Origin of the sequence: Stutzerimonas nosocomialis, assembly GCF_005876855.1 — a bacterium.
Taxonomy (GTDB): Bacteria; Pseudomonadota; Gammaproteobacteria; order Pseudomonadales; family Pseudomonadaceae; genus Stutzerimonas; species Stutzerimonas nosocomialis.
This window is the reverse complement of record NZ_QLAE01000004.1, coordinates 174,184-198,777: the sequence shown is the minus strand read 5'-3', so window position 1 is coordinate 198,777 and position 24,594 is coordinate 174,184. Positions and strand designations below refer to the sequence as shown.

25 protein-coding genes are annotated in these 24,594 nt (G+C 66.6%); 10 read left to right on the top strand and 15 right to left on the bottom strand.

The window, feature by feature from the left end; all coding sequences use genetic code 11:
- The 8 genes from mrdA to lipA all read left to right on the top strand — a co-directional run.
- Window positions 1-1,103 (top strand): penicillin-binding protein 2 (mrdA, locus tag DN824_RS04070; protein ID WP_138407058.1); only part of this gene is annotated, 1,103 nt, incomplete at its 5' end.
- Window positions 1,103-2,248 carry a rod shape-determining protein RodA gene (rodA, locus tag DN824_RS04065; RefSeq protein WP_138407057.1) on the top strand — a complete coding sequence of 382 codons (1,146 nt, stop codon included), beginning with the start codon at window positions 1,103-1,105 and terminating at the stop codon, window positions 2,246-2,248. The genes mrdA and rodA, both read left to right, overlap by 1 nt.
- A gap of 37 nt (window positions 2,249-2,285) precedes the next feature.
- On the top strand, window positions 2,286-3,272 hold the full coding sequence (mltB, locus tag DN824_RS04060) for a lytic murein transglycosylase B (RefSeq protein WP_138407056.1): 987 nt from the start codon (window positions 2,286-2,288) through the stop codon (window positions 3,270-3,272).
- A complete protein-coding gene (locus tag DN824_RS04055) occupies window positions 3,272-4,282 on the top strand; it encodes a septal ring lytic transglycosylase RlpA family protein (RefSeq protein WP_138407055.1) in 1,011 nt (336 codons plus the stop codon). The genes mltB and DN824_RS04055 overlap by 1 nt, the downstream gene beginning before the upstream one ends.
- 52 nt (window positions 4,283-4,334) lie before the next feature.
- On the top strand, window positions 4,335-5,498 hold the full coding sequence (locus tag DN824_RS04050; protein WP_138407054.1) for a D-alanyl-D-alanine carboxypeptidase family protein: 1,164 nt from the start codon (window positions 4,335-4,337) through the stop codon (window positions 5,496-5,498).
- 70 nt (window positions 5,499-5,568) lie between these two features.
- Window positions 5,569-5,847, top strand: a complete 279-nt coding sequence (locus DN824_RS04045) for a DUF493 domain-containing protein (RefSeq protein ID WP_138407053.1) — start codon at window positions 5,569-5,571, stop codon at window positions 5,845-5,847.
- The gene (lipB, locus tag DN824_RS04040) at window positions 5,847-6,491 is read left to right on the top strand and encodes a lipoyl(octanoyl) transferase LipB (protein WP_138407052.1); all 645 of its coding nucleotides are present in this window, start codon (window positions 5,847-5,849) and stop codon (window positions 6,489-6,491) included. The genes DN824_RS04045 and lipB overlap by 1 nt, the downstream gene beginning before the upstream one ends.
- The gene (gene lipA, locus DN824_RS04035) at window positions 6,488-7,462 is read left to right on the top strand and encodes a lipoyl synthase (RefSeq protein ID WP_138407051.1); all 975 of its coding nucleotides are present in this window, start codon (window positions 6,488-6,490) and stop codon (window positions 7,460-7,462) included. Before lipB ends, lipA begins: the two co-directional genes overlap by 4 nt.
- A 151-nt stretch (window positions 7,463-7,613) precedes the next feature.
- On the opposite strand, the gene DN824_RS04030 is transcribed toward lipA, so the two are convergent.
- The 5 genes from DN824_RS04030 to leuS all read right to left on the bottom strand — a co-directional run bounded on the left by DN824_RS04030 (window position 7,614) and on the right by leuS (window position 13,556).
- Complete coding sequence (locus DN824_RS04030) at window positions 7,614-8,927, bottom strand: lytic murein transglycosylase (RefSeq protein ID WP_138407050.1); 1,314 nt, start codon at window positions 8,925-8,927, stop codon at window positions 7,614-7,616.
- A gap of 61 nt (window positions 8,928-8,988) precedes the next feature.
- The gene (gene arfA, locus DN824_RS04025) at window positions 8,989-9,147 is read right to left on the bottom strand and encodes an alternative ribosome rescue factor ArfA (RefSeq protein WP_138407049.1); all 159 of its coding nucleotides are present in this window, start codon (window positions 9,145-9,147) and stop codon (window positions 8,989-8,991) included.
- An 80-nt stretch (window positions 9,148-9,227) separates the two neighbouring features.
- Window positions 9,228-10,256, bottom strand: coding sequence for a DNA polymerase III subunit delta (gene holA / locus DN824_RS04020; RefSeq protein ID WP_138407048.1), 1,029 nt, complete (start codon window positions 10,254-10,256; stop codon window positions 9,228-9,230).
- A 40-nt stretch (window positions 10,257-10,296) separates the two neighbouring features.
- A complete protein-coding gene (locus DN824_RS04015) occupies window positions 10,297-10,902 on the bottom strand; it encodes an LPS-assembly lipoprotein LptE (protein ID WP_138407047.1) in 606 nt (201 codons plus the stop codon).
- Between the two features lie 47 nt (window positions 10,903-10,949).
- Window positions 10,950-13,556: a leucine--tRNA ligase gene (gene leuS / locus DN824_RS04010; protein ID WP_138407046.1), complete on the bottom strand. Its 2,607-nt coding sequence runs from the start codon at window positions 13,554-13,556 to the stop codon at window positions 10,950-10,952.
- A gap of 285 nt (window positions 13,557-13,841) precedes the next feature.
- On the opposite strand from leuS, the gene DN824_RS04005 reads away from it, so the two are divergent.
- Together DN824_RS04005 and DN824_RS04000 are read left to right on the top strand one after the other, a co-directional pair.
- Entirely contained in the window at window positions 13,842-14,240 is a 399-nt protein-coding gene (locus tag DN824_RS04005; protein ID WP_138407070.1) for a hypothetical protein, read from the top strand.
- A 72-nt stretch (window positions 14,241-14,312) separates the two neighbouring features.
- Window positions 14,313-15,080, top strand: coding sequence for a YdcF family protein (locus DN824_RS04000; protein ID WP_138407045.1), 768 nt, complete (start codon window positions 14,313-14,315; stop codon window positions 15,078-15,080).
- Here DN824_RS04000 and lnt read toward each other — a convergent pair.
- The 10 genes from lnt to DN824_RS03950 form a co-directional block, all read right to left on the bottom strand.
- Entirely contained in the window at window positions 15,071-16,603 is a 1,533-nt protein-coding gene (lnt, locus tag DN824_RS03995; RefSeq protein ID WP_138407044.1) for an apolipoprotein N-acyltransferase, read from the bottom strand. The genes DN824_RS04000 and lnt overlap by 10 nt on opposite strands.
- Window positions 16,604-16,683: 80 nt before the next feature.
- Entirely contained in the window at window positions 16,684-17,526 is an 843-nt protein-coding gene (locus tag DN824_RS03990; protein WP_138407043.1) for an HlyC/CorC family transporter, read from the bottom strand.
- Window positions 17,527-17,565: 39 nt separating this feature from the next.
- Window positions 17,566-18,036, bottom strand: a complete 471-nt coding sequence (gene ybeY / locus DN824_RS03985) for an rRNA maturation RNase YbeY (RefSeq protein WP_138407042.1) — start codon at window positions 18,034-18,036, stop codon at window positions 17,566-17,568.
- On the bottom strand, window positions 18,029-19,033 hold the full coding sequence (locus DN824_RS03980; RefSeq protein ID WP_138407041.1) for a PhoH family protein: 1,005 nt from the start codon (window positions 19,031-19,033) through the stop codon (window positions 18,029-18,031). Before DN824_RS03980 ends, ybeY begins: the two co-directional genes overlap by 8 nt.
- 88 nt (window positions 19,034-19,121) lie before the next feature.
- Window positions 19,122-20,462 carry a tRNA (N6-isopentenyl adenosine(37)-C2)-methylthiotransferase MiaB gene (gene miaB, locus DN824_RS03975; protein WP_138407040.1) on the bottom strand — a complete coding sequence of 447 codons (1,341 nt, stop codon included), beginning with the start codon at window positions 20,460-20,462 and terminating at the stop codon, window positions 19,122-19,124.
- A gap of 86 nt (window positions 20,463-20,548) precedes the next feature.
- On the bottom strand, window positions 20,549-21,091 hold the full coding sequence (locus tag DN824_RS03970; protein WP_138407039.1) for a tetratricopeptide repeat protein: 543 nt from the start codon (window positions 21,089-21,091) through the stop codon (window positions 20,549-20,551).
- Between the two features lie 114 nt (window positions 21,092-21,205).
- Window positions 21,206-21,820: a hypothetical protein gene (locus DN824_RS03965; RefSeq protein WP_138407038.1), complete on the bottom strand. Its 615-nt coding sequence runs from the start codon at window positions 21,818-21,820 to the stop codon at window positions 21,206-21,208.
- Window positions 21,817-23,100 carry a glutamate-1-semialdehyde 2,1-aminomutase gene (hemL, locus tag DN824_RS03960; protein WP_138407037.1) on the bottom strand — a complete coding sequence of 428 codons (1,284 nt, stop codon included), beginning with the start codon at window positions 23,098-23,100 and terminating at the stop codon, window positions 21,817-21,819. The genes DN824_RS03965 and hemL overlap by 4 nt, the downstream gene beginning before the upstream one ends.
- 20 nt (window positions 23,101-23,120) lie before the next feature.
- Window positions 23,121-23,756, bottom strand: a complete 636-nt coding sequence (gene thiE / locus DN824_RS03955) for a thiamine phosphate synthase (RefSeq protein ID WP_138407036.1) — start codon at window positions 23,754-23,756, stop codon at window positions 23,121-23,123.
- 15 nt (window positions 23,757-23,771) lie between these two features.
- The gene (locus DN824_RS03950; protein WP_138407035.1) at window positions 23,772-24,566 is read right to left on the bottom strand and encodes a hydroxymethylpyrimidine/phosphomethylpyrimidine kinase; all 795 of its coding nucleotides are present in this window, start codon (window positions 24,564-24,566) and stop codon (window positions 23,772-23,774) included.
- Window positions 24,567-24,594 lie beyond the last annotated feature (28 nt).

Below are 24,594 nucleotides of genomic sequence, written 5' to 3'. Positions count from 1 at the left end.
CCCTGGCCGGGCGCCGAGGCGCGGTGGTGGCGCTGCAGCCCAGCACCGGCGAAGTGCTGGCGATGGTCAGCCAGCCGAGTTTCGACCCCAACCTGTTCGTCACCGGGATCAGCTTCAAGGCCTACGCCGACCTGCGCGACTCCATCGACCGCCCGCTGTACAACCGCGTGCTGCGCGGGCTCTACCCGCCCGGCTCGACGATCAAGCCGATGATGGCGATCGCGGGGCTGGATTCGGGCGTCGTCACGCCGACGAGCCGCGTGTACGACCCGGGCTTCTTCCAGCTGCCGAACGTCAGCCACAAGTACCGGAACTGGAACCGCAGCGGGGATGGCTGGGTGGACCTGGAGTACGCGATCGCCCGTTCCAACGACACCTACTTCTACGACATGGCCCACAAGATGGGCATCGACCGCATGCACGACTACATGACCCGCTTCGGCCTCGGCCAGCGGGTCGCGCTGGACATGTTCGAGGAAACCGCCGGTCTGATGCCGTCGCGCGAGTGGAAACGTGCCCGCTATCGCCAGCCCTGGTATCCCGGCGAGACGGTGATCCTCGGCATCGGCCAGGGCTACATGCAGGCCACACCGCTGCAGCTTGCCCAGGCCACGGCGCTGATCGCCAACAGGGGCAAGTGGATTCGCCCGCACCTGGCGCGCACCATCGACGGCACGCCGCCGCATGACCCTGACCCGATGCCCGACATCGAGCTGCGCGACCCGCGCTTCTGGGACTACTCGCGGCGGGGCATGGAGCAGGTCATGCACGGCGCGCGCGGCACCGCCAAGAAGGTCGGCGACACCGCGGTCTATCGCATCGCCGGCAAGAGCGGTACGGCGCAGGTCGTGGCCATCAAGCAGGGCGAGAAGTACGACAGCAAGAAGCTCAACGAGCGCCATCGTGACCACGCGTTGTTCGTCGCCTTCGCGCCTGCGGAGAATCCACAGATCGTCGTGGCGGTGATGGTGGAGAACGGCGAGTCCGGCTCGGGTGTCGCCGCGCCTGTGGTGAAAAAGGTCATGGATGCCTGGCTGCTCGATGAGCACGGCCAACTCAAGCCTGAGTTCCAGCCTCCGATCAGCGCGGAGGTAAGCCCCTGATGAATGGCAATTTCGACCGTAACCTGTCCAACGAAGACGTGCTGCGCCGGCGCGCCAGCTTCCTGCACCGGCTGCACATCGACGGGCAGCTGCTGATCCTGCTGCTGATCCTCGGCGCCGTCGGCCTGACGATGCTCTATTCGGCGAGCGGCAAGAGCTGGGACCTGGTCACCAAGCAGGCGGTTTCCTTCGGCATCGGGCTGGTCGGGATGATCGTCATCGCGCAGCTGGAGCCGCGCTTCATGGCGCGCTGGGTGCCGTTGGCCTATGTGGTCGGCGTCGCGCTGCTGGTGGTGGTGGACGTCATGGGGCACAACGCGATGGGGGCCACGCGCTGGATCAACATCCCGGGCGTGATTCGCTTCCAGCCGTCGGAATTCATGAAGATCATCATGCCGGCGACCATCGCCTGGTACCTGGCCAAGCGCAGCCTGCCGCCCAATATCAAGCACACCGCGGTGGGGCTGGCGCTCATCGCCGTGCCGGTGGTGCTGATCCTCGGTCAGCCTGATCTGGGCACCTCGTTGCTGATCCTGGCGTCCGGCGCCTTCGTGCTCTTCATCGGGGGGCTGCGCTGGCGCTGGATCATCGGGGCGGTCGCGGCGGTGGTGCCGATCGCCGTGGCGATGTGGTTCTTCGTGCTGCGCGAATACCAGAAGCAGCGGGTGCTGACCTTCCTCGACCCGGAAAGCGATCCGCTGGGTACCGGCTGGAACATCATCCAGTCGAAGGCGGCCATCGGCTCGGGCGGCGTGTTCGGCAAGGGGTGGCTTCTTGGTACACAATCGCACCTGGATTTTTTGCCCGAAAGCCATACGGACTTTATCATTGCGGTCCTTGCCGAGGAGTTCGGCATGGTGGGGGTCTGTCTGCTGTTGCTGGTCTACCTGCTGCTGATCGCGCGCGGCCTGGTCATTACCTTGCAAGCGCAGACCCTGTTCGGCAAATTGCTTGCCGGTGCGCTGACCATGACGTTCTTCGTCTACGTCTTCGTCAACATCGGCATGGTCAGCGGATTGCTGCCCGTGGTGGGCGTGCCGCTGCCGTTCATCAGTTATGGCGGCACATCGTTGGTGACCCTGCTGGCAGGGTTCGGGGTTTTGATGTCGATCCACACCCATCGCAAGTGGATCGCGCAGGTTTGATAAGAGTGAATCAGTGACCACATTACCGCGTAGCTGGATGTCTCGTGTCGCACGCGCCCTGGGAGTGGCCGCTGTCGCCGCCATTGCCCAGCCCACCCTGGCGGCCGATTACGAAGGGGAAAAGGTCGCCGAGTTCATCGAGGAAATGACCCGCGATTACGGCTTCGCCAGCGAGCAGCTGGGCGAGCTGTTCAAGCACGCCGAGCGCAAGCAGGCGATCCTCGATGCGATCTCCCGGCCGGCCGAGCGCATCAAGCCCTGGAAGGAATACCGTCCGATCTTCATCACCGATTCGCGCATCGCCCAGGGCGTCGACTTCTGGCGTCAGCACGAGGAGACGCTCGCCCGTGCCGAGGCCGAATACGGTGTCCCCGCCGAGGTGATCGTCTCGATCATCGGCGTCGAGACCTTCTACGGACGCAACACCGGCAGCTACCGGGTCATCGATGCGCTGTCCACCCTCGGGTTCGACTACCCGCCGCGCCAGCCCTTCTTCCGTCAGCAGCTCAAGGAGTTCCTGCTGCTGGTGCGCGAGGAGCAGGTCGACCCGCTCGCCCTCAAGGGGTCCTATGCCGGCGCCATGGGGCTGCCGCAGTTCATGCCGTCGAGCTTCCGCGCCTATGCCGTCGATTTCGATGGCGACGGTCGTATCGACATCTGGAACAATCCGGTCGATGCGATCGGCAGCGTCGCCAGCTATTTCAAGCAGCACGGCTGGAAGGCCGGCGAGCCGGTCGTGGTCCGGGCCGAGGTCAGCGGAGAGCGCTTCGCGCAAGGGCTGACCGAAGGGCTGGAGTCGGTCAAGAATGCCGGCGAGCTCGCTGCCCTGGGCTGGCGCACCGAGAGCGCCGTGCCGCCGGAAACGCGCATCACCGCCTTCCGTCTGGAGGGCGCCGACGGCGATGAGTACTGGGTCGGCTGGCCGAACTTCTATGTCATCACTCGTTACAACCGCAGCGTGATGTATGCGATGGCGGTTCACCAGCTGTCCGAGCGTCTCGCCGAAGCGCGTGGAGAACAATGATGGTTGCACGCACCCTGTTGCATCTCGTCGCGCTCGGTACCGGCGTCGTTCTGCTGGCCAGCTGTTCTTCCGGCCGCGCGCCGCAGAGCCCGGCGCCGACGGGATCGGTTCCCGGCGGCATCAGCGGCCCGGCCGACTACGCCCGGCCGAGCAAGGACGGCGCGCCCTGGTGGGATGTCGACGTGTCGCGCATTCCCGACGCCACTCCGATGCCGCATTACGGTCCGGTGAAGGCCAACCCCTATACGGTGTTCGGCCAGACCTACTACCCGATCCCCGACGGCCGCCGCTACTCGGCGACCGGCACGGCGTCCTGGTACGGCACCAAGTTCCATGGCCAGGCGACGGCCAACGGCGAGAAATACGACCTCTACGGCATGAGCGCGGCGCACAAGACCCTGCCCCTGCCCAGCTACGTCCGGGTCACCAGCCTGGAAAACGGAAAAAGCGTGGTCCTGCGGGTGAACGATCGCGGGCCGTTCTACTCCGATCGCATCATCGACCTGTCCTTCGCCGCGGCCAAGAAGCTCGGTTACGCCGAGAGCGGCACCGCGAAGGTGAAGGTCGAAGGGATCGATCCGGTCGAATGGTGGGCCCAGCAGGGGCGTCCGGTGCCGATGGTGCTGGCGCAGCCGCAAAAGGTGGCGAGCCAGCCGCCGCTGACCGCTTCGGTGACCCAGCCGGTCGAGAAGTACACGCCGCCGCCGGCGCAGCACGCAGCCGCGGTGGTACCGGCCGAAATCGACTCAAAAAAAAACGTTTCAGTCGCAGCCTCTGGCCTGTTTCTCCAGGTTGGCGCCTTCGCCAATCCGGACGCTGCGGAGCTGCTCAAGTCCAAGCTGAGCAGCATGGTGAGTGCTCCGGTGTTCATCAGCTCAGTGACGCACAACCAGCAGGTGCTGCACCGGGTACGACTCGGACCGATCGAAACGCCGGATGAGGCAACGCAACTGGAGCAGAGCGTACGCCTGGCCAACCTGGGCCAGCCACGCCGCGTCCAGCCGGATTAAAATCAACCTGCGGCCCGCGAGGGCCCGTTTGCCCAACTATCTTGAGAGACGGATGAATATCACCACCTTAGCGCGCCGCCTTCTTCTGCCTGCCGCCCTGCTGCTGAACGCCTCCCTGGCCTCGGCAGCCGAGCCCGTGATGCCCGCCCCGCCGCAGCTGGCGGCCAAGTCCTACGTCCTGATGGACGCCGCCAGCGGCCAGGTGCTGGTCGATACCAACGGTGACGAGCGCCTGCCGCCGGCGAGCCTGACCAAGCTGATGACCGCCTATCTGGCCACGCTGGAGATCAACCGCGGGCAGATCAAGGAAAGCGACATGGTGCGCGTCAGCGAGAAGGCCTGGCGCATGGGCGGTTCCAAGATGTTCATCGAAGTGGGCAAGGAAGTCTCGGTCGACGACCTGCTGCACGGCATCATCATCCAGTCGGGCAACGACGCCAGCGTCGCGATCGCCGAGCACATCGCCGGCAGCGAGGAAGGCTTCGCCGACATGATGAACTCCCACGCGCAGCGCCTGGGCCTGACCAACACCCACTTCGTCAACGCGACCGGCTGGCCGCACCCGGAGCACTACTCCTCGGCCAACGACATGGCCAGGCTGGCCCGGGCGATCATCTACGAAGATCAGGCCCACTATTCCATCTATGCCCAGAAGGAGTTTCTCTGGAACGGCATCAAGCAGCCCAACCGCAACCTGCTGCTGTGGCGCGACAAGACGGTCGATGGCCTGAAGACCGGCCATACCGAAGAAGCCGGCTACTGCCTGGTGGCGTCCGCGGTGCGTGACGGCATGCGCCTGATCGCGGTGGTCTTCGGCACCGTCAGCGAGCAGGCGCGGGCCGCCGAGGTGCAGAAACTGCTGACCTACGGCTTCCGCTTCTTCGAAACCCGCACCTTCTACAAGCAGGGCACCGAGCTGACCCAGGCGCAGGTCTGGAAGGGCGAGCAGGACAGGGTCAAGGCCGGTCTGGCCCAAGACCTGACCATGACCCTGCCGAAGGGCCAGCTCGAGAAGCTGGCCGCGAGCATGAACATCAACCCGCAGCTGACCGCTCCGATCGCCGCAGGCGATGTCATCGGCAAGGTCGAGGTGAAGCTGGGTGAGGAGGTGGTGCAGAGCACCGACCTGATCGCCCTGGAAGCGGTCGAAGAGGGCGGGCTGTTCCGTCGCCTGTGGGACAGCCTGCGGCTGTTCTTCTTCGGGCTGTTCAACTGATCATCCCCTAGCGCGCGCCCAGGTCGACCGGACCGGGCGCGCATGCGGATCACGAGTCCGCCTGAGAGCCATGACCGATACCGACGTACAAGCTCCGAAAATCGAATTCCCCTGCGAGCGCTACCCGATCAAGGTGATCGGCGATGCCGGCGAGGGCTTCTGCGAAATGGTCCTCGAGGTGATCGGCCGGCACGCGCCGGACCTGGATGCCTCCACGCTGGTCATGCGCGACAGCCGCAACGGTCGTTTCCTGTCCGTGCAGGTGCTGATCACCGCGACGGGTATCGAGCAGCTGCAGGCCATCCATGTCGACCTGCGCGCCACCGGCCGCATCCACATGGTGCTTTGATGATCGCGGTGCGCGAGCTCGGCCTGGTGGACTACCAGCCGACCTGGCAGGCGATGCAGCATTTCACCAACACCCGTGGACCGGAGACCTGCGACGAGCTCTGGCTGCTCCAGCATCCGCCGGTGTTCACCCAGGGGCAGGCCGGCAAGGCCGAGCATCTGCTGTTTCCCGGCGATATCCCGGTCGTGCAGGTCGATCGTGGCGGCCAGGTGACCTATCATGGGCCCGGCCAGCTGGTCGGCTACCTGATGCTCGATGTGCGCCGTCTGGGTATCGGCGTGCGCGAGCTGGTCAGCCGCATCGAGCAGAGCCTGATCGCCCTGCTCGCCGAATATGACATCGAGGCTGTGGCTCGCCCCGATGCACCGGGCGTCTACGTAGGCGGTGCGAAGATCGCCTCGCTGGGGTTGCGGATTCGCAACGGGCGCTCCTTCCATGGTCTGGCGTTGAACGTCGACATGGACATGGAGCCTTTCCGGCGCATCAACCCCTGTGGCTACGCGGGGCTGGCGATGACCCAATTGCGCGACCTGGCCGGGCCGGTCGATTTCGCCGAAGTGTGCCAGCGGCTGCGCGAGCAGCTGGTGCGGCAGCTCGGCTACGCTGAACAGAAGACCCTGACGGGCGGACTGGAAAATCTATGACAGTGGAAACCGTGGACAAGCGCCCGGCGAAAGTGGAAGCCGGCGTCAAACTGCGCGGGGCCGAGAAGGTCGCACGCATTCCGGTGAAGATCATTCCCACCGAGGAATTGCCGAAGAAGCCCGACTGGATCCGCGTGCGCATTCCGGTATCCCCCGAGGTCGACCGCATCAAGCAGTTGCTGCGCAAGCACAAGCTGCACAGCGTGTGTGAGGAAGCGTCCTGCCCGAACCTGGGCGAGTGCTTCTCCGGCGGCACCGCCACCTTCATGATCATGGGTGACATCTGCACCCGTCGCTGCCCGTTCTGCGACGTCGGCCATGGCCGGCCGAACGCGCTTGACCCGGACGAGCCGAAGAACCTGGCCGTCGCCATCGCCGACCTGCGCCTGAAGTACGTGGTGATCACCTCGGTGGACCGCGACGACCTGCGCGACGGCGGTGCCCAGCACTTCGCCGACTGCCTGCGCGAGATCCGCAAGCTGTCGCCGGGCATCCAGCTCGAAACCCTGGTGCCCGATTACCGTGGGCGGATGGACGTGGCGCTGGAGATCACCGCGGCCGAGCCGCCGGATGTCTTCAACCACAACCTGGAGACGGTACCGCGGCTATACAAGTCGTCGCGCCCGGGTTCGGATTTCGAGTGGTCGCTGGATCTGCTGCAGAAGTTCAAGCAGATGGTTCCGCACGTGCCGACCAAGTCCGGGCTGATGCTCGGCCTCGGCGAGACCGACGAGGAAGTCATCGAAGTGATGCAGCGCATGCGCGAGCACGACATCGACATGCTGACCCTCGGCCAGTACCTGCAGCCGTCGCGCAATCACCTGCCGGTGCAGCGTTTCGTCCACCCTGACACCTTCGCCTGGTTCGCCGAGGAAGGCGAGAAGATGGGCTTCAAGAACGTCGCCTCCGGCCCGCTGGTACGTTCCTCGTATCACGCCGATCAGCAGGCACATGGCAACAAGATCATCTGATCGACGCGCAATGAAAAGGCGACCCTGGGGTCGCCTTTTTTGTGGGCTAAAAGCCTCAAGCGGCAAGCAAAAGCGGTGATTAACCAAACACCCAGTGGCGCCCAAGACTTTCCAGCTTCCAGCTTCCAGCTTCCAGCTTCCAGCTTCCAGCTTACGGCTGCGGTTTCTTCTCCGCACGTAAGCGGCCCAGCAACTCCTGGGTTGGGTAACCGTCGGCCGGCCAGCCCAATTGCTGCTGGTAGCCGCGAATGGCGCGGCGGGTGTTGGCGCCGATGATGCCATCGGGCGTGCCGGTGTCGAAGCCTTGGCGGGTCAGGCGCTCCTGCAGCTCCAGGCGCTCGGTGCGGCTCAACGGCAGCTCGCCGCGCGGCCAGCTGGCCCGGATCGCCCCCTGGCCATCGAAGTTCTGCGACAGCAGGCCTATCGCCAGGGCGTAGGACGACGAGTTGTTGTAGCGCAGGATGGCGCGGAAGTTGTCCATGACCACGAACGCGGGGCCGCGGTGGCCGGCTGGCAGCAGCAGGCTGGCCGAGGCCTCGTCGTAGCCCTGCGGCAGGCCCGTCAGGCCCAGTGCGCGCCATTGGGCCAGCGGCTTGCGTATCTCGGCATCGGCCAGTGAGTAATCGAAACCCTTGGGCAGGCCGACCTCGAAGCCCCACGGCTGGCCGTATTTCCAGCCGGAAGCCTGGAGGTAATGGGCTGCGGAGGCGAGGGCGTCCGGGGTGCTGTTCCAGATGTCCCGGCGGCCGTCCCCGTCGAAATCCACGGCATGGGTGTGATAGGTGGTGGGGATGAACTGCGTCTGGCCCATCGCGCCGGCCCAGGAGCCGCGCATGCGCTCGGGCGTGACGTCCCCTTCCTGGATGATCTGCAGCGCGGCGAGCAACTGGGCGCGGGCGAAACCCGGGCGTCGCCCTTCGTGGGCCAGGGTGGCCAGCGATCGAATCACCGACTTGTCGCCCATGATCTGGCCGAAGCTGCTTTCGAGACCCCAGATCGCGACGAGCACGTTGCGGTCCACGGCGTAGCGCGCCTCGATGCGGTCCAGGGTCGCGGCGTGCTGGTCGAGCAGGCGGCGGCCGTTCTGCACGCGCTGCCTCGATATGGCGCCTTCCAGGTATTCCCAGACCGGGCGGGTGAATTCGGGCTGGCTGCGGTCGGCGGCGACGACGCTGGGGTCCGGGGTGATGCCGGCGAAGGAGCGGTCGAAGAGTTCGGCTGAAATACCGGCGGCCAGCGCCTCGTCGCGAAACTGGTCGCGCCACTGATCGAAGCTCTGCTCGAACTCGGGTTCGACCGTCTCGGGCGAAGCCGGGGTCGATGTCGATACGGTGGGATTCGGACGGGTGGGCTGGGAAGAGTCCGTCTGCGGCAGGGGTTCTGCAGCGCAGGCCACTACCAGGCTCAAGGCAGAGGCGGCGATCAGACTGCGCAACAGCAGCACCGGGACGTAGGTGAAAAACATGCACCACTCTCGATCGTGAGGTCGGCAGACGACCTTATCACGCTTTGTTCTACTTGGCTTTTCAAGCCGCCAGAAAGACCGAAGCCTCCCAGTCGTTGGACGGGGAGGCTTCGCGGCGGTAGCTGCCTTTGCCTTTGCGGGGCTGTTCCTGGCGGCTGCGAAACAGCGGTTGCGCCACCAGCGACTTGGCCTTGTTGGGCCGTTTTCTCGGCTTGCTCATCAGGGTGTCCTGCGTGTTTGGATGGGCGCGCATCATCGTCAATCGCCCGGGCAATGTACAGGGGTGACGGACGCCGATGGTCAGGCGCCGAGGCGCTGGCCGCAGAGCTGCAGGCAGAGGCTGGACAGGCCGACCCAGGGATCGCCTTCGGCCTGGCCCTTGATCTGCGCGTCGATCCGCTGGGCGTCGATCAGCAGCCGGCCCCAGCGTGCCGCGCTGTGGCGCTGCAGGGCCTTGGTCACCAGCGGGCGGCGCTTGTCCCAGATCGGCGGTCGCGCCTGGCTGAACGCCCGGTCCAGCGGTATGCCCTGGCTGTGCTGCTGGGCGATGTTGGCCAGGGTGCGGACTTCGCGTGCCAGGGCCCAGAGAATGACCGGCACCTCGACGCCTTCGCCCCGCAGGCCGTCGAGCATGCGCAGGGCGTGTACCGCATGGCCGTTGAGCACCGCGTCGATGAGTCCGAAGACGTCATAGCGGGCGCTGTCGGCGACGGCTGCCTGTACCGTGTCGACCGTCACCTGGCCGTCCTCGGCGAGCAGCTTGAGCTTCTCGATTTCCTGGGCGGCGGCCAGCAGGTTGCCCTCGACCCGCGCGGCGATCAGCTCGACCGCTTCCTGGTTGGCGGCAAGACCCGCCTGCGACAGGCGCTGGCGGATCCACTGGGGCAACTGGGCGGCATCCACCGGCCAGATCTGCAGGAACTGCACCTGCGGACCTTCGATCAGCGCCTTGGCCCATTTGGTCTTCTGCGCGCTGCCGTCGAGCTTGGGCAGGCTGATCAGCAGGACGGTATCCTCGGCGGGACGCGCAAGGTATTCGAGCAGGGCCGCGGTGCCCTTGTCGCCGGGCTTGCCGTTGGGAATGCGCAGCTCGAGCAGGCGCTTCTCGGCGAACAGCGACAGGCTGGCGCCGGCCTCGATCAGCTGGCTCCAGTCGAAGTTCGCTTCGGCATTGAAGACCTGCCGTTCGCTGAAGCCCTGGGCGCGGGTGGCGGCGCGGATGGCGTCGCAGGCCTCCTGGCAGAGCAGGTGCTCGTCGCCGCTCACGGCATAGACGGGCGCCAGTGGCCCTTGCAGGTGCTTGGTCAGTTGGGCGGGCTGGAGTTTCATGAAGGCCTGGGGCGAGCCGCGATGTGCGGCTCGCAGCGGTTCACTGGATGGGCAACTGCAGGGGCGACTGCTGCGGCTGGGATTCCAGGGCCCGGCGTGCGGCTTCACGCGCTTCGGCGTCGGCGCGAGCCTTGGCCTGGGCCGTCTGCTGCAGGCGCTCGAGCTGCGCCGGGGTAACCCGCTGCAGACGCATCGCCAGCTGCTGGATCAGCTCGCGGCGCATCTCCTTGCGAAGCTGGTCGGCTTCCTGGGCGGAGCTGATCAGGTTGCTTTCGTCGTGGACGTAGACGCGCTGCACCTCGACGCGATCTTCCATCAGCAGCAGGCCGTTGCGGTCGAGAAACTCGTAGTCAAGGCTGTTGGTCAGCTCGTATTCGGCGCTGCGGCCCGAGGTGTTGTAGCTCGCGGTGCGCTGGCGGCTCTGCTCGCGCGCCAGGTTGAGCCGGTACGGCGCCGCGTTCGTGACCTGCACGCCGTTGTTCTTCAGCACGCGCTCGAGCTCCTTGACGGTTTCACCGTAGGCGTTGCGCGCTTGTACGCCGATCTCGTCGAGCGCGAAATCGTTGGCGCCGGTGCCCCGCAGTTGAAAGCCGCATGCGCTCAGCAGCGCGGCGAAGCCCAGTACCAGCAGATTGCGTATGATCATCTTGTTATCCCCTTTTTAACCGGCGCCGGGTCGGACGCCGGTCTGGATCAGTTGGCGACGATATTGACCAGCTTGCCCGGCACCACGATGACCTTGCGGATCGTCAGCCCTTCGGTGAAACGCACCACGTTCTCGTTGGCACGCGCCTGGGTCTCGACCGCCTCACGGCTGGCGTCGGCCGGTACTTCGATCTGGCCGCGCAGCTTGCCGTTGACCTGCACCACCAGGGTCAGGCTGTCCTGCACCAGGGCGGATTCGTCGACCGCAGGCCACTGCGCATCGATGATCGCGCCGGTCTTGCCCAATTGCTCCCAGAGGGTGTGGCAGATGTGCGGGGTGATCGGCGCGAGCAGCAGGGCGACGGTCTCTAGACCTTCCTGGAGCAGGGCGCGGTCCTGTTCGCTGGCGGCCGGAGCCTTCTCCAGCACGTTCATCAGCGTCATCACCTGGGCGATGGCGGTGTTGAACTTGTGGTGCTGGCCGACATCGACGCTGGCCTGCTTGATGGCCAGGTGGATGGCGCGGCGCACGGCTTTCTGCTCGTCGTTCAGCGAGGCGAGGTCCGGCGAACCCGGCAGGCCGGCGCTGACGTGGGCGTGGGCCAGGCGCCAGACGCGGCGCAGGAAGCGGCTCGCGCCCTCGACGCCGGAGTCGGACCACTCCAGGCTCATGTCCGGCGGCGAGGCGAACATCATGAACAGCCGGCAGGTGTCGGCGCCATAGGCATCGATCATCGCCTGCGGGTCGACGCCGTTGTTCTTGGACTTGGACATCTTCTCGGTGCCGCCGATTTCCACCGGCAGGCCATCGGTCTTCAGGCGCGCGCCGATGACTTTGGCCTTGGCGTCACGCTCGACCTCGACGTCGGCCGGGTTGAACCAGTCCTTGCCGCCGTTCTCGGCGGTGCGGTAGTAGGTCTCGGCCACCACCATGCCCTGGGTCAGCAGGTTCTTGAACGGCTCGTTGGAGGAGAGCAGGCCCTCGTCGCGCATCAGCTTGTGGAAGAAGCGCGCATAGAGCAGGTGCAGGATGGCGTGCTCGATGCCGCCGATGTACTGGTCGACCGGCAGCCAGTGGTTGGCCGCGGCCGGGTCGACCATGCCCTGCGCGTAGTTCGGGCTGGCGTAGCGGGCGAAGTACCAGGACGACTCGACGAAGGTGTCCATGGTGTCGGTCTCGCGCTTGGCCGGCGCGCCGCACTTCGGGCAGCTGCATTCGTAGAATTCGGGCATCCGCGCCAGCGGGCTGCCGGCGCCGTCCGGCACCACGTCCTCGGGCAGGACCACCGGCAGCTGGTCTTCCGGCACCGGCACGTCGCCGCAGGCGTCGCAATGGATGATCGGGATCGGGCAGCCCCAGTAGCGCTGGCGGCTGATGCCCCAGTCGCGCAGGCGGAACTGGGTGCGTGCCTGGCCGAGGCCTTTCTTCTTCAGCGTGACTTCCATGGCGTCGAAGGCGCCCTGGAAATCCAGGCCGTCGAACTCGCCGGAGTTGATCAGCGTGCCGTGCTCACCGTAGGCGTCCTGCCAGGGCGCAGGGGTCTGGTCACCCGCGCTGGTACGTACCACGGGCTTGATCGGCAGGTCGTACTTGCTGGCGAATTCGAAGTCGCGTTCGTCGTGCGCCGGCACGGCCATCACCGCGCCCTCGCCGTAGTTCATCAGCACGTAGTTGGCGACCCACACCGGCAGCAGCTCGCCGGTCAGCGGGTGCTGCACGCGCAAGCTAGTGGGCAGGCCCTTCTTTTCCTGGGTGGCGATGTCGGCTTCGGCGACGCCGCCGCGCTTGCACTCGTCGATGAAAGCCTGCAGCTCCGGATTGCCCTGCGCGGCCTGGGTGGCCAGCGGGTGTTCGGCCGCCACGGCGACGTAGGTCGCGCCCATCAGGGTGTCGGGGCGGGTGGTGTAGACCTTCAGCGCGCCTTCGCTGCCGATGCTCTGGACGTCATAGGGGAAGCTCACTTCCATGCCGCGCGACTTGCCGATCCAGTTGCGCTGCATGGTCTTGACCTGTTCCGGCCAGCCATCCAGTTCGTCGAGGCTTTCGAGCAGCTCGTCGGCGTAGGCGGTGATCTTGAAGTAGTACATCGGGATTTCGCGCTTCTCGATCAGCGCGCCCGAGCGCCAGCCGCGGCCGTCGATGACCTGCTCGTTGGCCAGGACCGTCTGGTCGACCGGGTCCCAGTTCACCGTGCCGTTCTTGCGGTAGATCACGCCCTTCTCGAACAGCCGGGTGAACAGCCACTGCTCCCAGCGGTAGTAGTCCGGCTTGCAGGTGGTGACTTCGCGCGACCAGTCGATGGCCAGACCCAGGCTTTTGAGCTGGGTCTTCATGTAGTCGATGTTCTCGTAGGTCCACTTGGCCGGCGCGACCTTGTTCTTCATCGCGGCGTTCTCGGCCGGCATGCCGAAGGCGTCCCAGCCCATGGGCTGCAGCACGTTCTTGCCTTGCATGCGCTGATAGCGCGCGATCACGTCGCCGATGGTGTAGTTGCGCACGTGCCCCATGTGCAGCTTGCCGCTGGGGTAGGGGAACATCGACAGGCAATAGAAAGTGTCCTTGCCGGGCTGCTCGCTCACTTCAAAGGATTTGTTGCCATCCCAGTGGGATTGGGCGGCGGCTTCGACTTCGCGGGGCTGATACTGTTCGTGCATGGCTACTGGCATTGAGATGAAGGCTGGCTTTGCGCGGGATGCGGCGACGACGGCATGGCCGCTCGGACCTGTCCGGCTGCTAGGCAGCGGGCTGAAAGCGAAAGCATGGAAGCGCCGTAGCATACATGACCCCCCTCGGCCGAGGGAAACCCGTTTTGGCCGCTCTCCGTCTGTCGCGGCGGGCTACGGCCGGCAGGGCCGCAGCTAAGCTTGTGCGGGTAGGCCGAGAAGAGGGCAACCCGGGTGAAAGAGCGACAGAGCAACGACTCCAGCCTCTATGGGCGCGTGCTGCAGCGCCTGTCCGTGGCGCTCGCCGAGGTGGATCGACACCGCGACGACGGCGCTTCGATGACGGAGCTGGAGTTGCGTGGTTTGAGTCCGGCCGAGGTAGAGTTGATCCACGCGTATCTGACAGGCGATTCGCAATGGCTGTCAGGCTGGCATGCCGCTGCGGAGGAGCAGGCGCTGATCGCCCGTCAGGTCCAGCGCACCGGGTTTCGCGCCGTGGGCCGGCGCCGGGCGGGCAGGCGCGCGGCCGAGCCGGCGCTGGACCCGTCGTTGTACTGCGCATTGTGCGGCACCGAGGTGCACTGGCCGGAGCATCCTGGCGTGGCGGTCTGTTCGGCCTGCGGTTCGCAACTGTTGCGGGCCAGGCAGAAACCCGGCCTGCACCGGGGTCACTGAGCCGCGGCGCGGCGGGGCGGACAAACGGTCGTCCGCCGGGTAGAGTGCGGCGCAGAGCCCTGGAGCCGCGCCATGCCGATTCGCTACATCTTCAAACACCTGCTGATGCCGCCAGGCTGCCTGCTGCTGCTGTTGCTCGCCGCCTGGTGGTTGCGCCATCGTGCGCCCCGGCTGGCCGCCCTGTGTTTTGCCCTGGGCTTCGGCGGGCTCTGGATCATGAGCCTGCCGGTGACGGTGGAGTGGGCCGCGCGCGCGCTGGAAAGCCGGGCGCCGGTGTTGCAGGAGGAACGCTGGGCGGGGCTCGCCGAGCATGCGCAAGCGATCGTGGTGCTGGGCGCCGGCCGCGAGCAGGCCGACCCGGCCTGGGGCGCGGATCAGCCCAGCCATATCGCCCTGGAGCGCCTGCGCTATGCCTCGAGAATCGCCAAGGCGTCCGGGTTGCCAATCCTCACCAGCGGCGGTTTGCATTTCGGCAGGCGCCCCCCGAGCGAGGCCCGCATCGGCGCCGAGCTGCTCGAACGCGACATCGGTGTCCAGGTGCGCTGGCTGGAAGAGCGCAGCCGCACGACCTGGGAGAACGCGGTGTTCAGCGCGCAGAGGCTCAAGGCCGAGGGCATCACCCGGATCGTGCTGGTCACCTCCGCGCCGCACATGCCCCGCTCGCGCTGGTGTTTCGAGCAGAACGGCCTTGAGGTGATCACCGCGCCCGTCGGTTTCATTGGCGTGCCCAACGAACGCCCGCTGGGCGGCTGGCTGCCCGAAGCCAAGGCCGTCTGGCAGAGCGGCATGTTGCTCAACGAAGCGGCCGGGCTGCTGATCTATCCCTACGTCTATCCCTGACGCGGCGAGCGGCGCGCGCGCAGGTTGCGTACCAGCGCCCCGCCGAGCAGCACCAGGCAAAGGCCGATCAGTGGCCAGGAGCGCCACTTCAGGTAGGGCGTCAGGCCCTGCATCGGCACCACCTCGCCGTACAGCACGCCCTGTTGGAAGGCCGGAATCTCTTCGCTGATCCGGCCCTGCGGATCGATCAGCACGGTGACCCCGTTGTTGGTCGAGCGGATCATCCAGCGCCCGGCCTCCAGCGCCCGCATCTGTGCCATCTGCAGGTGCTGCAGCGGGCCGATGGAGCGCCCGAACCAGGCGTCGTTGCTGACGGTGAGCAGCAGGTCGCTCTGGCGCGCCAGGCCCGCGGCGAACTCCGGATAGACGACTTCGTAGCAGATGTACGGGGCGATCCGGTAACCCTTGGCCGTCAGCAGCGGCTGGTCCGTATCGCCGCGGGCGAAGTCGGACATCGGCAGGTCGAAGAAGGCGATCAGTCCGCGCAACAGGTCCTGCAGCGGCACGTATTCGCCGAAGGGCACCAGCTTCTGCTTCAGGTAGGTGCCTTCGCCCTGGCCGAGGGTGGTGATGCCGTTGTAGTAGCGCAGCTCGCCGCGATCGTTGGGCTGGCGGATCGGTACCCCGGTGATCAGCGCGGCGTCACGTTCTGCGGCCACGCGCGTCATCATCGCCAGATAGCCCTCGGCCTGGTCGCGCAGCACCGGTACTGCGGTTTCCGGCCAGACGATCAGGTCCACCGGCCGGCTGCGCAGCGTCATGTCGCGATACAGGGCCAGCTGCATGTTCAGCTTGGCCGGGTCCCACTTGAGGCTCTGCTGGACGTTGCCCTGCATCAGCGCGACGGACAGGGGGGGCGCGGACGCTTCGGTCCAGGCGTGCCCCTTGAGCCCAAGCCCCGCCAGCCAGGGGGCCAGCAGCACGGCCAGGCCGGCGGCCAGCGCCGCCTTGTTCCGGCGCAATTGCGCGAGGTTGACCAGCAGCGCCGCGCTGAGCGCCAGGACGAAGGTGATCAGCCAGACGCCGGCCAGCGGCGCGAGCCCGGCGAGCGGCCCGTCGAGCTGGCTGTAGCCGCCATAGAGCCAGGGGAAGCCGGTGAGGAACCAGCCGCGGAACGCGTCCATCGCCAGCCACAGGGCGGCGAAGACGAAGGCGTCGGCCAGTGGCGAGTCGCTGCGGCGGAACCAGCGCGCCCAGAGCCAGCCCGCCAGGGCGAGAAACAGCGCGAGACCGGCGACGAAGCCGAGGGTCAGCAGGCCGGCCAGCGGTGGCGAGGCCGCGCCGAAATCATGAATGCTGACATAGACCCAGCTGACGCCCGAGAGGAACAGGCCGAAGCCATAGCACCAGCCGCGCGCCGCCGCCTGGACGGGCGTGGTCTGGCGCTGGCCGAGGTAGTACAGGGCGATCGACAGCAGGGCCAGCGGCCAGAAGCCGAACGGTGCCAGCGACAGCGTGGTGAGGGCGCCGGCGGCAAGGGCGATCAGGTTGCCTTGCCAGCCGGGACGGGTGATCCAGCGCATCGGTGTTCCTCGAAAGCAGGAGGCCGCCGAGGCTATCGGCAGCGGTACCCGGCGGCAAGTGCCGGGCAACGACAGGCGCGTCAGGCCTCGAGCCGGCTCAGGCGCAGCAGGTGCACGCGGCGGCTGTCGGCGTTGAGCACGCGGAAGCGGAAGCCGTCGATCTCGATGATCTCGTTGCGCTTGGGCAGGTGACCGAAGGCGTTCATCACCAGCCCTGCGACGGTGTCGAACTCGTCGTCGGGGAAGCTTGCGCCGAAGAACTCGTTGAAGCTCTCGATCGGCGTGAGGGCCTTGATCAGGAAGTCGCCGCTGGGCAGCGGGCGGATATGGCTGTCTTCCTCGACGTCATGCTCGTCCTCGATATCGCCGACGATCTGCTCGAGCACGTCCTCGATGGTGACCAGCCCGGCCACGCCGCCGTATTCGTCGATGACGATGGCCATGTGGTTGTGGTTGGCGCGAAATTCGCGCAGCAGCACGTTCAGGCGCTTGGATTCCGGGACGAAGGTGGCCGGACGCAGCAGGTCCTTGATGGTGAAGCTGGCCAGCTGGTCCCCTTGCAGGATGAGCGGCAACAGGTCCTTGGCCAGCAGGACGCCGATCACGTCGTCGAGGCTTTCGCCGACCACCGGGTAGCGCGAGTGGGCCGCGCTGATCACGGAGGGGAGGAAATCCCTGGGCGTCTGGTCGGCGCGGATGCTGATCACCTGGGAGCGCGGCACCATGATGTCGCGTACCTGGAGATCGGCGACCTGAATCGCGCCTTCGACGATAGCCAGCGCTTCGCTGTCGAGTAGTTTGTTCTGGTGGGCTTCGCGGAGGATTTCCAGGAGTTCCTGGCGGTTTTTCGGCTCGTGGGCAAAGGCGTGGGTGAGTTTCCCCAGCCAGGACCTATGCCCGCTGCTCGATTGATCTTCGCTCATGTGGTTCGACTCGAAAGTCCTTGCAGTTGGCCTGAATGTTCAGGGTTGATCGTCATAGGGATCGGGATGGCCCAGTTCTGCCAGCAAGTGGCGTTCCAGGTCTTCCATCTCCTGGGCTTCGTCGTCATCGATATGATCGTAGCCCAGAAGATGAAGGCAGCCATGGATGACCATGTGGGCCCAGTGGGCCTCGGGCTGCTTGTTCTGTTCGCGTGCTTCGCGCTCGACCACCGGTACGCAGATCACCAGGTCGCCGAGCAGCGGGATGTCCAGCAACGGCTCCCCATCCGGCCCGTCGGGCAGGTCCGCGGGAAAGGACAGCACGTTGGTCGCGTAATCCTTGTGGCGCCAGGTGCGATTGAGTTCGCGCCCTTCCTCTTCGTCCACCAGGCGGATGGTCAGCTCCGAGTCGCCGCTGCGCTGGCGCAGCGCCATTTCGCACCAGCGACGAAACTGCTCGTCGCCGGGGGCGTGCGCCTCGGTGGCGCGTTGCAGGTCGAGTTCAATCACCGGTGCGTTCCTGGCGAGTGTCCTTTCGCGGCTGCGGCTGGCTTTCGAACGCCTCGTAGGCTTCGACGATGCGCTGCACCAGCGGATGGCGCACCACGTCCTTGGGCTGGAAGTGGGTGAAGCTGATGCCGTTGACGTCGCGCAGCACGTCGATCACGTGCGCCAGGCCCGACTTGGTGCCGCGCGGCAGGTCGACCTGGGTGATGTCGCCGGTGATCACCGCGGTGGAGCCGAAGCCGATCCGGGTGAGGAACATCTTCATCTGTTCGAGGGTGGTGTTCTGGCTTTCGTCGAGGATGATGAAGCTGTTGTTGAGCGTGCGGCCGCGCATGTAGGCCAGCGGCGCGATCTCGATCACCTGCTTCTCGATGAGCCTGGCCACGTGTTCGAAGCCGAGCATCTCGTAGAGCGCGTCGTACAGCGGGCGCAGGTAGGGGTCGATCTTCTGCGCCAGATCGCCGGGCAGGAAGCCGAGCTTCTCGCCGGCCTCGACCGCCGGGCGCACCAGCAGGATGCGTCGCACCTGCTCGCGTTCCAGCGCATCGACGGCGCAGGCCACCGCCAGGTAGGTCTTGCCGGTGCCGGCCGGGCCGATGCCGAAGTTGATGTCGTTATCGAGGATCGCCTTGACGTAGCGCTGCTGGTTCGCGCCGCGCGGGCGGATGCCGCCCTTGCGCGTTCGCAGCGTCACGCCCTGGTCGGCACGGGGATTGGCCAGGTCTTCCATCCCCGATTCCTGCAGGTACAGGTGCACCAGGTCAGGGGAAAGCTCGGCGCTCTTGGTTTCGCGATAGAGGCGCTTGAGCAGGTGCTCGGCGGATTTGGTCACGCCGCTGGGGCCGATCAGCTCGAACTGGTTGCCACGGTTGCGGATCTCGATCGACAGGCGCTGTTCGATCAGGCGCAGATGTTCGTCGAACTGTCCGCAAAGATTGGCGAAACGGTTGGCCTCGAAGGGCTCGAGGGTGAAGCGATGGGGTTCTATGGCTGTATTCAATGGGTATGAGGGCCGCCAGGCGGCAGAGCTGAGAGTCGGAAGAATAGCGCCAGGCGCCCGCGCATGAAAGGGCGGACGCCGGCGTCGGTCAGTGCAGCACCCCGTCCTGCAGTGTGCCGCGCAGCGAGTGGGGCAGGGCGTCGTCGATGTGGACGTTGACGAACTGTCCGATCAACCGTGGGTTATCGCAGCGGAAATTCACGATTCGGTTGTGCTCGGTGCGGCCGGAAAGCATGCCGGGGTCTTTTTTAGAGTAGTCGGTGACCAGAATGCGCTGCGTGGTTCCGACCATCCGTCGGCTATTTTCGAAACCCTGCTGGTTGATGCGCTGCTGCAGGATCGCCAAGCGCTGCTTCTTGACCGCTTCCGGGGTGTCGTCGAGCAGGTCCGCGGCCGGCGTGCCGGGGCGGGCGCTGTAGACGAACGAGTAGGAGAAGTCGAAACCGACGTCCTCGATCAGCTTCATGGTCTGTTCGAAGTCCTTGTCGGTCTCGCCGGGGAAGCCGACGATGAAATCGGAGCTGATCAGGATGTCCGGTACCGCGGCCTTGAGCTTGCGGATGCGCGACTTGTACTCCAGCGCCGTGTGGTTGCGCTTCATCGCCGCGAGGATGCGGTCGGAGCCGGCTTGTACCGGAAGATGCAGGTATTTGACCAGCTCCGGGACTTCGGCGTGGGCCTGGATCAGCGAGTCGGAGAACTCCAGCGGATGCGAGGTGGTGTAGCGGATGCGGTCGATGCCATCGATCGCCGCGACCACGCGGATCAGCTCGGCCAGGTCGGCGGTGCGGCCGTCATGGGTCTCGCCCCGGTAGCCGTTGACGTTCTGCCCGAGCAGGGTGACCTCGCGCACGCCGTTCTCGGCCAGGTGGATCACCTCGGCGAGGATGTCGTCGAAGGGGCGGCTGACTTCCTCGCCGCGGGTATAGGGCACCACGCAGAAGGTGCAGTACTTGCTGCAGCCTTCCATCACCGACACGAAGGCGGTGGGGCCGTCGACCCGGGGCTCGGGCAGGCGGTCGAACTTCTCGATTTCCGGAAACGAGATGTCGACCTGCGGCGTGCGGGTGGTGCGCGCCGCGTCGATCATTTCCGGCAGCCGGTGCAGGGTCTGCGGACCGAAGACCACGTCGACGTAGGGCGCTCGGTCGCGAATGGCGGCGCCTTCCTGGCTGGCGACGCAGCCGCCCACGCCGATCACCAGTTGCGGGTTTTCCTGTTTCAGTTCACGCCAGCGGCCGAGCTGGGAGAAGACCTTTTCCTGGGCCTTCTCGCGGATCGAGCAGGTATTGAGGAGGATCACGTCGGCATCGGCCGGGTTTTCGGTGATTTCCAGGGCCTGATGCTCGCCCAGCAGGTCCACCATGCGCGAGCTGTCGTACTCGTTCATCTGGCAGCCGTGGGTTTCGATGTAAAGCTTGCGGGTCATGTTACGGGCCGGCGTTGTGCAAAAAATGACCGGCGATTATATGCTCCGGGCCGGGCGGGGGAAAGCGCCAGGCGGCGACCGCGAAATCAGCGTTGCAGGGGAGGGTTGCGGTCGGCGGTCTGCAGGTCCAGCAGGTAATCCCGGAAAATCTGTCCGAGCACCTGGGTGGCGATTTCCAGTTCGTCGCGACGCATCTGCGCCGAGACCCGGTCGGCGGTGTCCAGGGCCTCTTCGTCTCCGTTCACCGCAGCCATCTTCAGGACGATGTAGGCCTGCACGTTGTTGGCCTGCACGCCCTCGCCGCGAAAGAACATCACGCCCAGGCGATGCTGCGCCAGCGCATGGCCCCGCAGGGAGGCCTGCTCGAACCAGTAGAGCGCCTTGGACAGGTCGCGGGGTGCGCGGCGGCCGTCATAGTGGAATTCGCCCAGTTCGTAGGCCGCCTGCATGTCGCCGTCGCTGGCCGCCTGCTGGCAGGCGCGCAGGGCTTCTGGCAGCTCTTCGGGCAGGGTGTTCAAGGCGCAGCGGGCAGTTGCCGGGATCAGCAGAGAGTTGCCGCCTGCCAGACTCAGCAGGGGCAATAGAAGCAGCAGGCAGCCCAGGGACAGGTTGCGGCCGGTGCGGATCATGAATCAGGACGCCTCGAAGATCTGGGCGGAACAAGGCCGGCAAGGGTCGCCGACTCCTGCATTATGGATAAGCTAAAGCTGCCTTACAAAGGCTTTCCGGGCCCAAATTCCGTTTCAGCCGGGATACACGGCTTTTTTCGACGAGATACCGCTTGTTAGCTCCCGCAGCAACCAGCCCAGCAGGGGGCAGGCGACCGCCAGGATCAGCAACTGCCACTCTGCCAGCGGATTCCGGGCCAGGGGCGTGGACGCCAGCAACAAGGCGCCCGCCGCCAGCGCCGCCGCCAGTCTGCGCGGCGCCGCCAGCGAGAGCAGGCCCGCATAGGCCACCAGCAGGGCGCTGGCCAGCGTCAGTCCCAGTGCGTAGGGCTCGTTCCAGCGCAGTTGCCGCGCCAGTTCGAAGAATACGCACAGCCCCAGCAGCACGCGGCCCCAGGTCGGGCGGCTCCACTGCCAGCCGCGCGCCAGGCTCAGCGCGGCCGTGGCGATCAGCGGTACGCCGAGCATCTGGCTGGCCTGCTGCAGCCAGCCACGCGCCTCGCCGACGGCGGCAAGGGAGGCCAGATCCACCGCTGCGAGCAGTCCCGTCGCGGCCAGCAGACCGAAGCCGAGTTGCGCGCAGAACAGAGCTGCCTTGTCGCCCTCGCTCACGCCGCGCGCGCGTACCAGCACGGCCAGGGCGAGCAGCGCGCCTGCACCCAGCAGGCAGGCCTGAAGCAGCGGGCTCATTTGAGGCGAGCGAAGGCGCGCTCGGCGGCGTCCAGGGTGAGGGTCAGCTCGGTCTCGCCATGGGCGATGGAGGTGAAGCCCGCCTCGAATGCGCTGGGCGCGAGGTAGATGCCGCCCTCGAGCATCAGGTGGAAGAAGCGCTTGAAGCGCTCGGCATCGGAGCCCATCACGTCGGCGAAGGTGACGATGTCGCGGGCTTCGGTGAAATAGAGACCGAACATGCCGCCGACCTGGGTCGTCACGAACGGGATGCCGGCGGCGTCGGCGCGCTGGCGCAGACCGTCGAGCATCCGACGGGTGTAGGCCTCGAGTTCGTCGTGGAAGCCCGGGCGGCTGATCAGTTCCAGCGTGGTCAGTCCGGCCGCCATGGCCAGCGGGTTGCCCGACAGCGTGCCGGCCTGGTAGACCGGGCCGAGCGGCGCGATCCTCTCCATGATCTCGCGCTTGCCGCCGAAGCAGCCGACCGGCATGCCGCCGCCGATGATCTTGCCGAAGGTCGAGAGGTCGGGCGTCACGCCATAGCGCGCCTGGGCGCCGCCGAGGGCCACGCGGAAGCCGGTCATGACTTCGTCGAAGATCAGCACCACGCCGTGTCGGTCGCAGAGGCTGCGCAGCCCTTCGAGGAAGCCGGGCGCCGGCGGAACGCAGTTCATGTTGCCGGCCACCGGCTCGACGATGATGCAGGCCACCTGGTCGCCCTTGGTGGCCAGGGTCGCCTCGACGTCGGCCAGGTCGTTGTAGGCCAGGGTCAGCGTGTGCTTGGCGAAGTCCGCCGGCACGCCGGCCGAGCTGGGCACGCCCTGGGTCAAAGCGCCGGAGCCGGCCTTGACCAGCAGGCTGTCGGAATGGCCGTGGTAGCAACCCTCGAACTTGATGATGGCGTCGCGCCCGGTATAGCCACGGGCGAGGCGGATGGCGCTCATGGTGGCCTCGGTGCCGGAGCTGACCATGCGCACCATTTCCATGGACGGCACCAGGCGGCAGACCCGCTCCGCCATTTCGGTTTCCATGGCCGTGGGCGCGCCATAGGACAGGCCGTGGTCGAGCTGGCGGCGCACCGCCTCGATCACCTGCGGGTGGCTGTGGCCGAGGATCATCGGGCCCCAGGAACCCACGTAGTCGACGTAGCGCTTGTCGTCTTCATCGACGACATAGGCGCCTTCGGCGTGCTTGAAGAACAGCGGAGTGCCGCCGACGCTGCGGAATGCGCGGACCGGTGAGTTCACGCCGCCCGGGATGTGGGTCTGGGCGCTGGCGAAGAGGGTTTCGGAACGGGACATGAGGGCCTCTCTGGGGTCGGTCAGGCGCGGGCGAACAGCGCGCTGAAGGCACGGGCACGCTGCTCCACCTCGGCGGCGCTGGGCGCGGAAAACAGGGCATGGATCACGGCGATCAGGCTCGCGCCGCTGGCGATCAGCTGGGGGGCAGTCTGCAGCGTGATGCCGCCGATGGCGACGATCGGCACGGAGAAGCGTGCACGGGCTTGCTCGAGCAGCTCGCCCGTGGCCAGCACTTCGCCGGGCTTGGTGAATGAGTTGAAGAAGCGGCCGAAGGCGACGTAGCTGGCCCCTTCGCGAATCGCCTGCTCGGCCAGTTCGGGCTTGGCATGGCAGGTCGAACCGATGATCGCGCGGTGGCCGAGCAGGGCGCGGGCAGGCGACAGCTGCCCGTCCTCCTGGCCCAGGTGCAGGCCGACGCCCAGGCGCGCGGCCAGCTCCAGGTCGTCGTTGATGATCAGCTGCGCGCCGTAGCGTGCGCACAGGTCGCGCAGCGCCTCGGCTTCGCGCAGGCGCCGGGCATCGTCGGCGGTCTTGTCGCGGTACTGCAGCAGCCGGGTACCGCCCCTGAGCGCGGCTTCGACGTAGGGCAGCAGCCGGCCGTCGGCCAGCAGCTGGGTGTCGGTAATGGCATAGAGGCCGCGTAGCGATGGGGTCATCGGTCGACGCTCCGGTCAGAGTGAGTCGAGGGGCAGGCGGCGCGGAATGTATTGGCCGTGGCCGGGAGCCTCGGCGTCGCGCAGGGTGCGCCATGTGTAGTCCAGGGCGCTGCGTACGGCGCTCGGCAGGTCCTGTCCCAGCGCCAGCCGGCCGGCCAGGGCGCTGGCCAGGGTGCAACCGGAGCCGTGATAGCTGCCTGGCAGGCGTTGGCAGTTGAAGCTGTGGCGGCTGCCGTCGCGGGAGTAGAGGCGGTTGACCACTTCTTCCTCGTCGCCGTGGCCGCCGGTGATCAGCAGGTGGCGAATGTGCGGCAGCAGCCGCTCGGCACATTCGTCCGGGCTGCCGTCGGGCAGTTCGGCGAGGATGCGCGCTTCGGGCAGGTTCGGCGTGGCGATGGTCGAAACCGGCAGCAGCTGCTCGCGCAGGGCATAGCCCACCTCGTCCTTGCCGAGTGCGCCGCCGCCGCCGGCACGCAGCACCGGGTCGCAGACCAGCGGGACGCCGGGCAGCTTCTGCATGATCTCCAGCACGGTGGCGACCATCTCGACGGAGCCGAGCATGCCGAGCTTGACCGCGGCCACCGGCAGGTCGGCGATCACGGCGTCGGCCTGGGCGATGACCCAGTCGCGGTCCAGTACACGGAAGTCGGAGACGTTGACGGTGTCCTGCACGGTGAGTGCGGTCACCGCCGGCGCCGCATGGCAACCCTGGGCAATGAGGGCTTCGATGTCCGCCTGCAGGCCGGCACCGCCACTGGGATCGTGGCCGGACAAACAGAGGACGACGGGACGGGAGCTAGGCGTTTTCATGGCGTGCGAGCTTATCACCAAACCGGCG

What these genes read in the sequence shown, in the direction of transcription:
- rodA (WP_138407057.1), top strand. Translation starts at nt 1,103, where the DNA reads ATGAATGGCAATTTCGACCGTAACCTGTCCAACGAAGACGTGCTGCGC.
- mltB (WP_138407056.1), top strand. Translation starts at nt 2,286, where the DNA reads ATGTCTCGTGTCGCACGCGCCCTGGGAGTGGCCGCTGTCGCCGCCATT.
- DN824_RS04055 (WP_138407055.1), top strand. Translation starts at nt 3,272, where the DNA reads ATGGTTGCACGCACCCTGTTGCATCTCGTCGCGCTCGGTACCGGCGTC.
- DN824_RS04050 (WP_138407054.1), top strand. Translation starts at nt 4,335, where the DNA reads ATGAATATCACCACCTTAGCGCGCCGCCTTCTTCTGCCTGCCGCCCTG.
- DN824_RS04045 (WP_138407053.1), top strand. Translation starts at nt 5,569, where the DNA reads ATGACCGATACCGACGTACAAGCTCCGAAAATCGAATTCCCCTGCGAG.
- lipB (WP_138407052.1), top strand. Translation starts at nt 5,847, where the DNA reads ATGATCGCGGTGCGCGAGCTCGGCCTGGTGGACTACCAGCCGACCTGG.
- lipA (WP_138407051.1), top strand. Translation starts at nt 6,488, where the DNA reads ATGACAGTGGAAACCGTGGACAAGCGCCCGGCGAAAGTGGAAGCCGGC.
- DN824_RS04030 (WP_138407050.1), bottom strand. Translation starts at nt 8,927, where the DNA reads ATGTTTTTCACCTACGTCCCGGTGCTGCTGTTGCGCAGTCTGATCGCC.
- arfA (WP_138407049.1), bottom strand. Translation starts at nt 9,147, where the DNA reads ATGAGCAAGCCGAGAAAACGGCCCAACAAGGCCAAGTCGCTGGTGGCG.
- holA (WP_138407048.1), bottom strand. Translation starts at nt 10,256, where the DNA reads ATGAAACTCCAGCCCGCCCAACTGACCAAGCACCTGCAAGGGCCACTG.
- DN824_RS04015 (WP_138407047.1), bottom strand. Translation starts at nt 10,902, where the DNA reads ATGATCATACGCAATCTGCTGGTACTGGGCTTCGCCGCGCTGCTGAGC.
- leuS (WP_138407046.1), bottom strand. Translation starts at nt 13,556, where the DNA reads ATGCACGAACAGTATCAGCCCCGCGAAGTCGAAGCCGCCGCCCAATCC.
- DN824_RS04000 (WP_138407045.1), top strand. Translation starts at nt 14,313, where the DNA reads ATGCCGATTCGCTACATCTTCAAACACCTGCTGATGCCGCCAGGCTGC.
- lnt (WP_138407044.1), bottom strand. Translation starts at nt 16,603, where the DNA reads ATGCGCTGGATCACCCGTCCCGGCTGGCAAGGCAACCTGATCGCCCTT.
- DN824_RS03990 (WP_138407043.1), bottom strand. Translation starts at nt 17,526, where the DNA reads ATGAGCGAAGATCAATCGAGCAGCGGGCATAGGTCCTGGCTGGGGAAA.
- miaB (WP_138407040.1), bottom strand. Translation starts at nt 20,462, where the DNA reads ATGACCCGCAAGCTTTACATCGAAACCCACGGCTGCCAGATGAACGAG.
- DN824_RS03970 (WP_138407039.1), bottom strand. Translation starts at nt 21,091, where the DNA reads ATGATCCGCACCGGCCGCAACCTGTCCCTGGGCTGCCTGCTGCTTCTA.
- DN824_RS03965 (WP_138407038.1), bottom strand. Translation starts at nt 21,820, where the DNA reads ATGAGCCCGCTGCTTCAGGCCTGCCTGCTGGGTGCAGGCGCGCTGCTC.
- hemL (WP_138407037.1), bottom strand. Translation starts at nt 23,100, where the DNA reads ATGTCCCGTTCCGAAACCCTCTTCGCCAGCGCCCAGACCCACATCCCG.
- thiE (WP_138407036.1), bottom strand. Translation starts at nt 23,756, where the DNA reads ATGACCCCATCGCTACGCGGCCTCTATGCCATTACCGACACCCAGCTG.
- DN824_RS03950 (WP_138407035.1), bottom strand. Translation starts at nt 24,566, where the DNA reads ATGAAAACGCCTAGCTCCCGTCCCGTCGTCCTCTGTTTGTCCGGCCAC.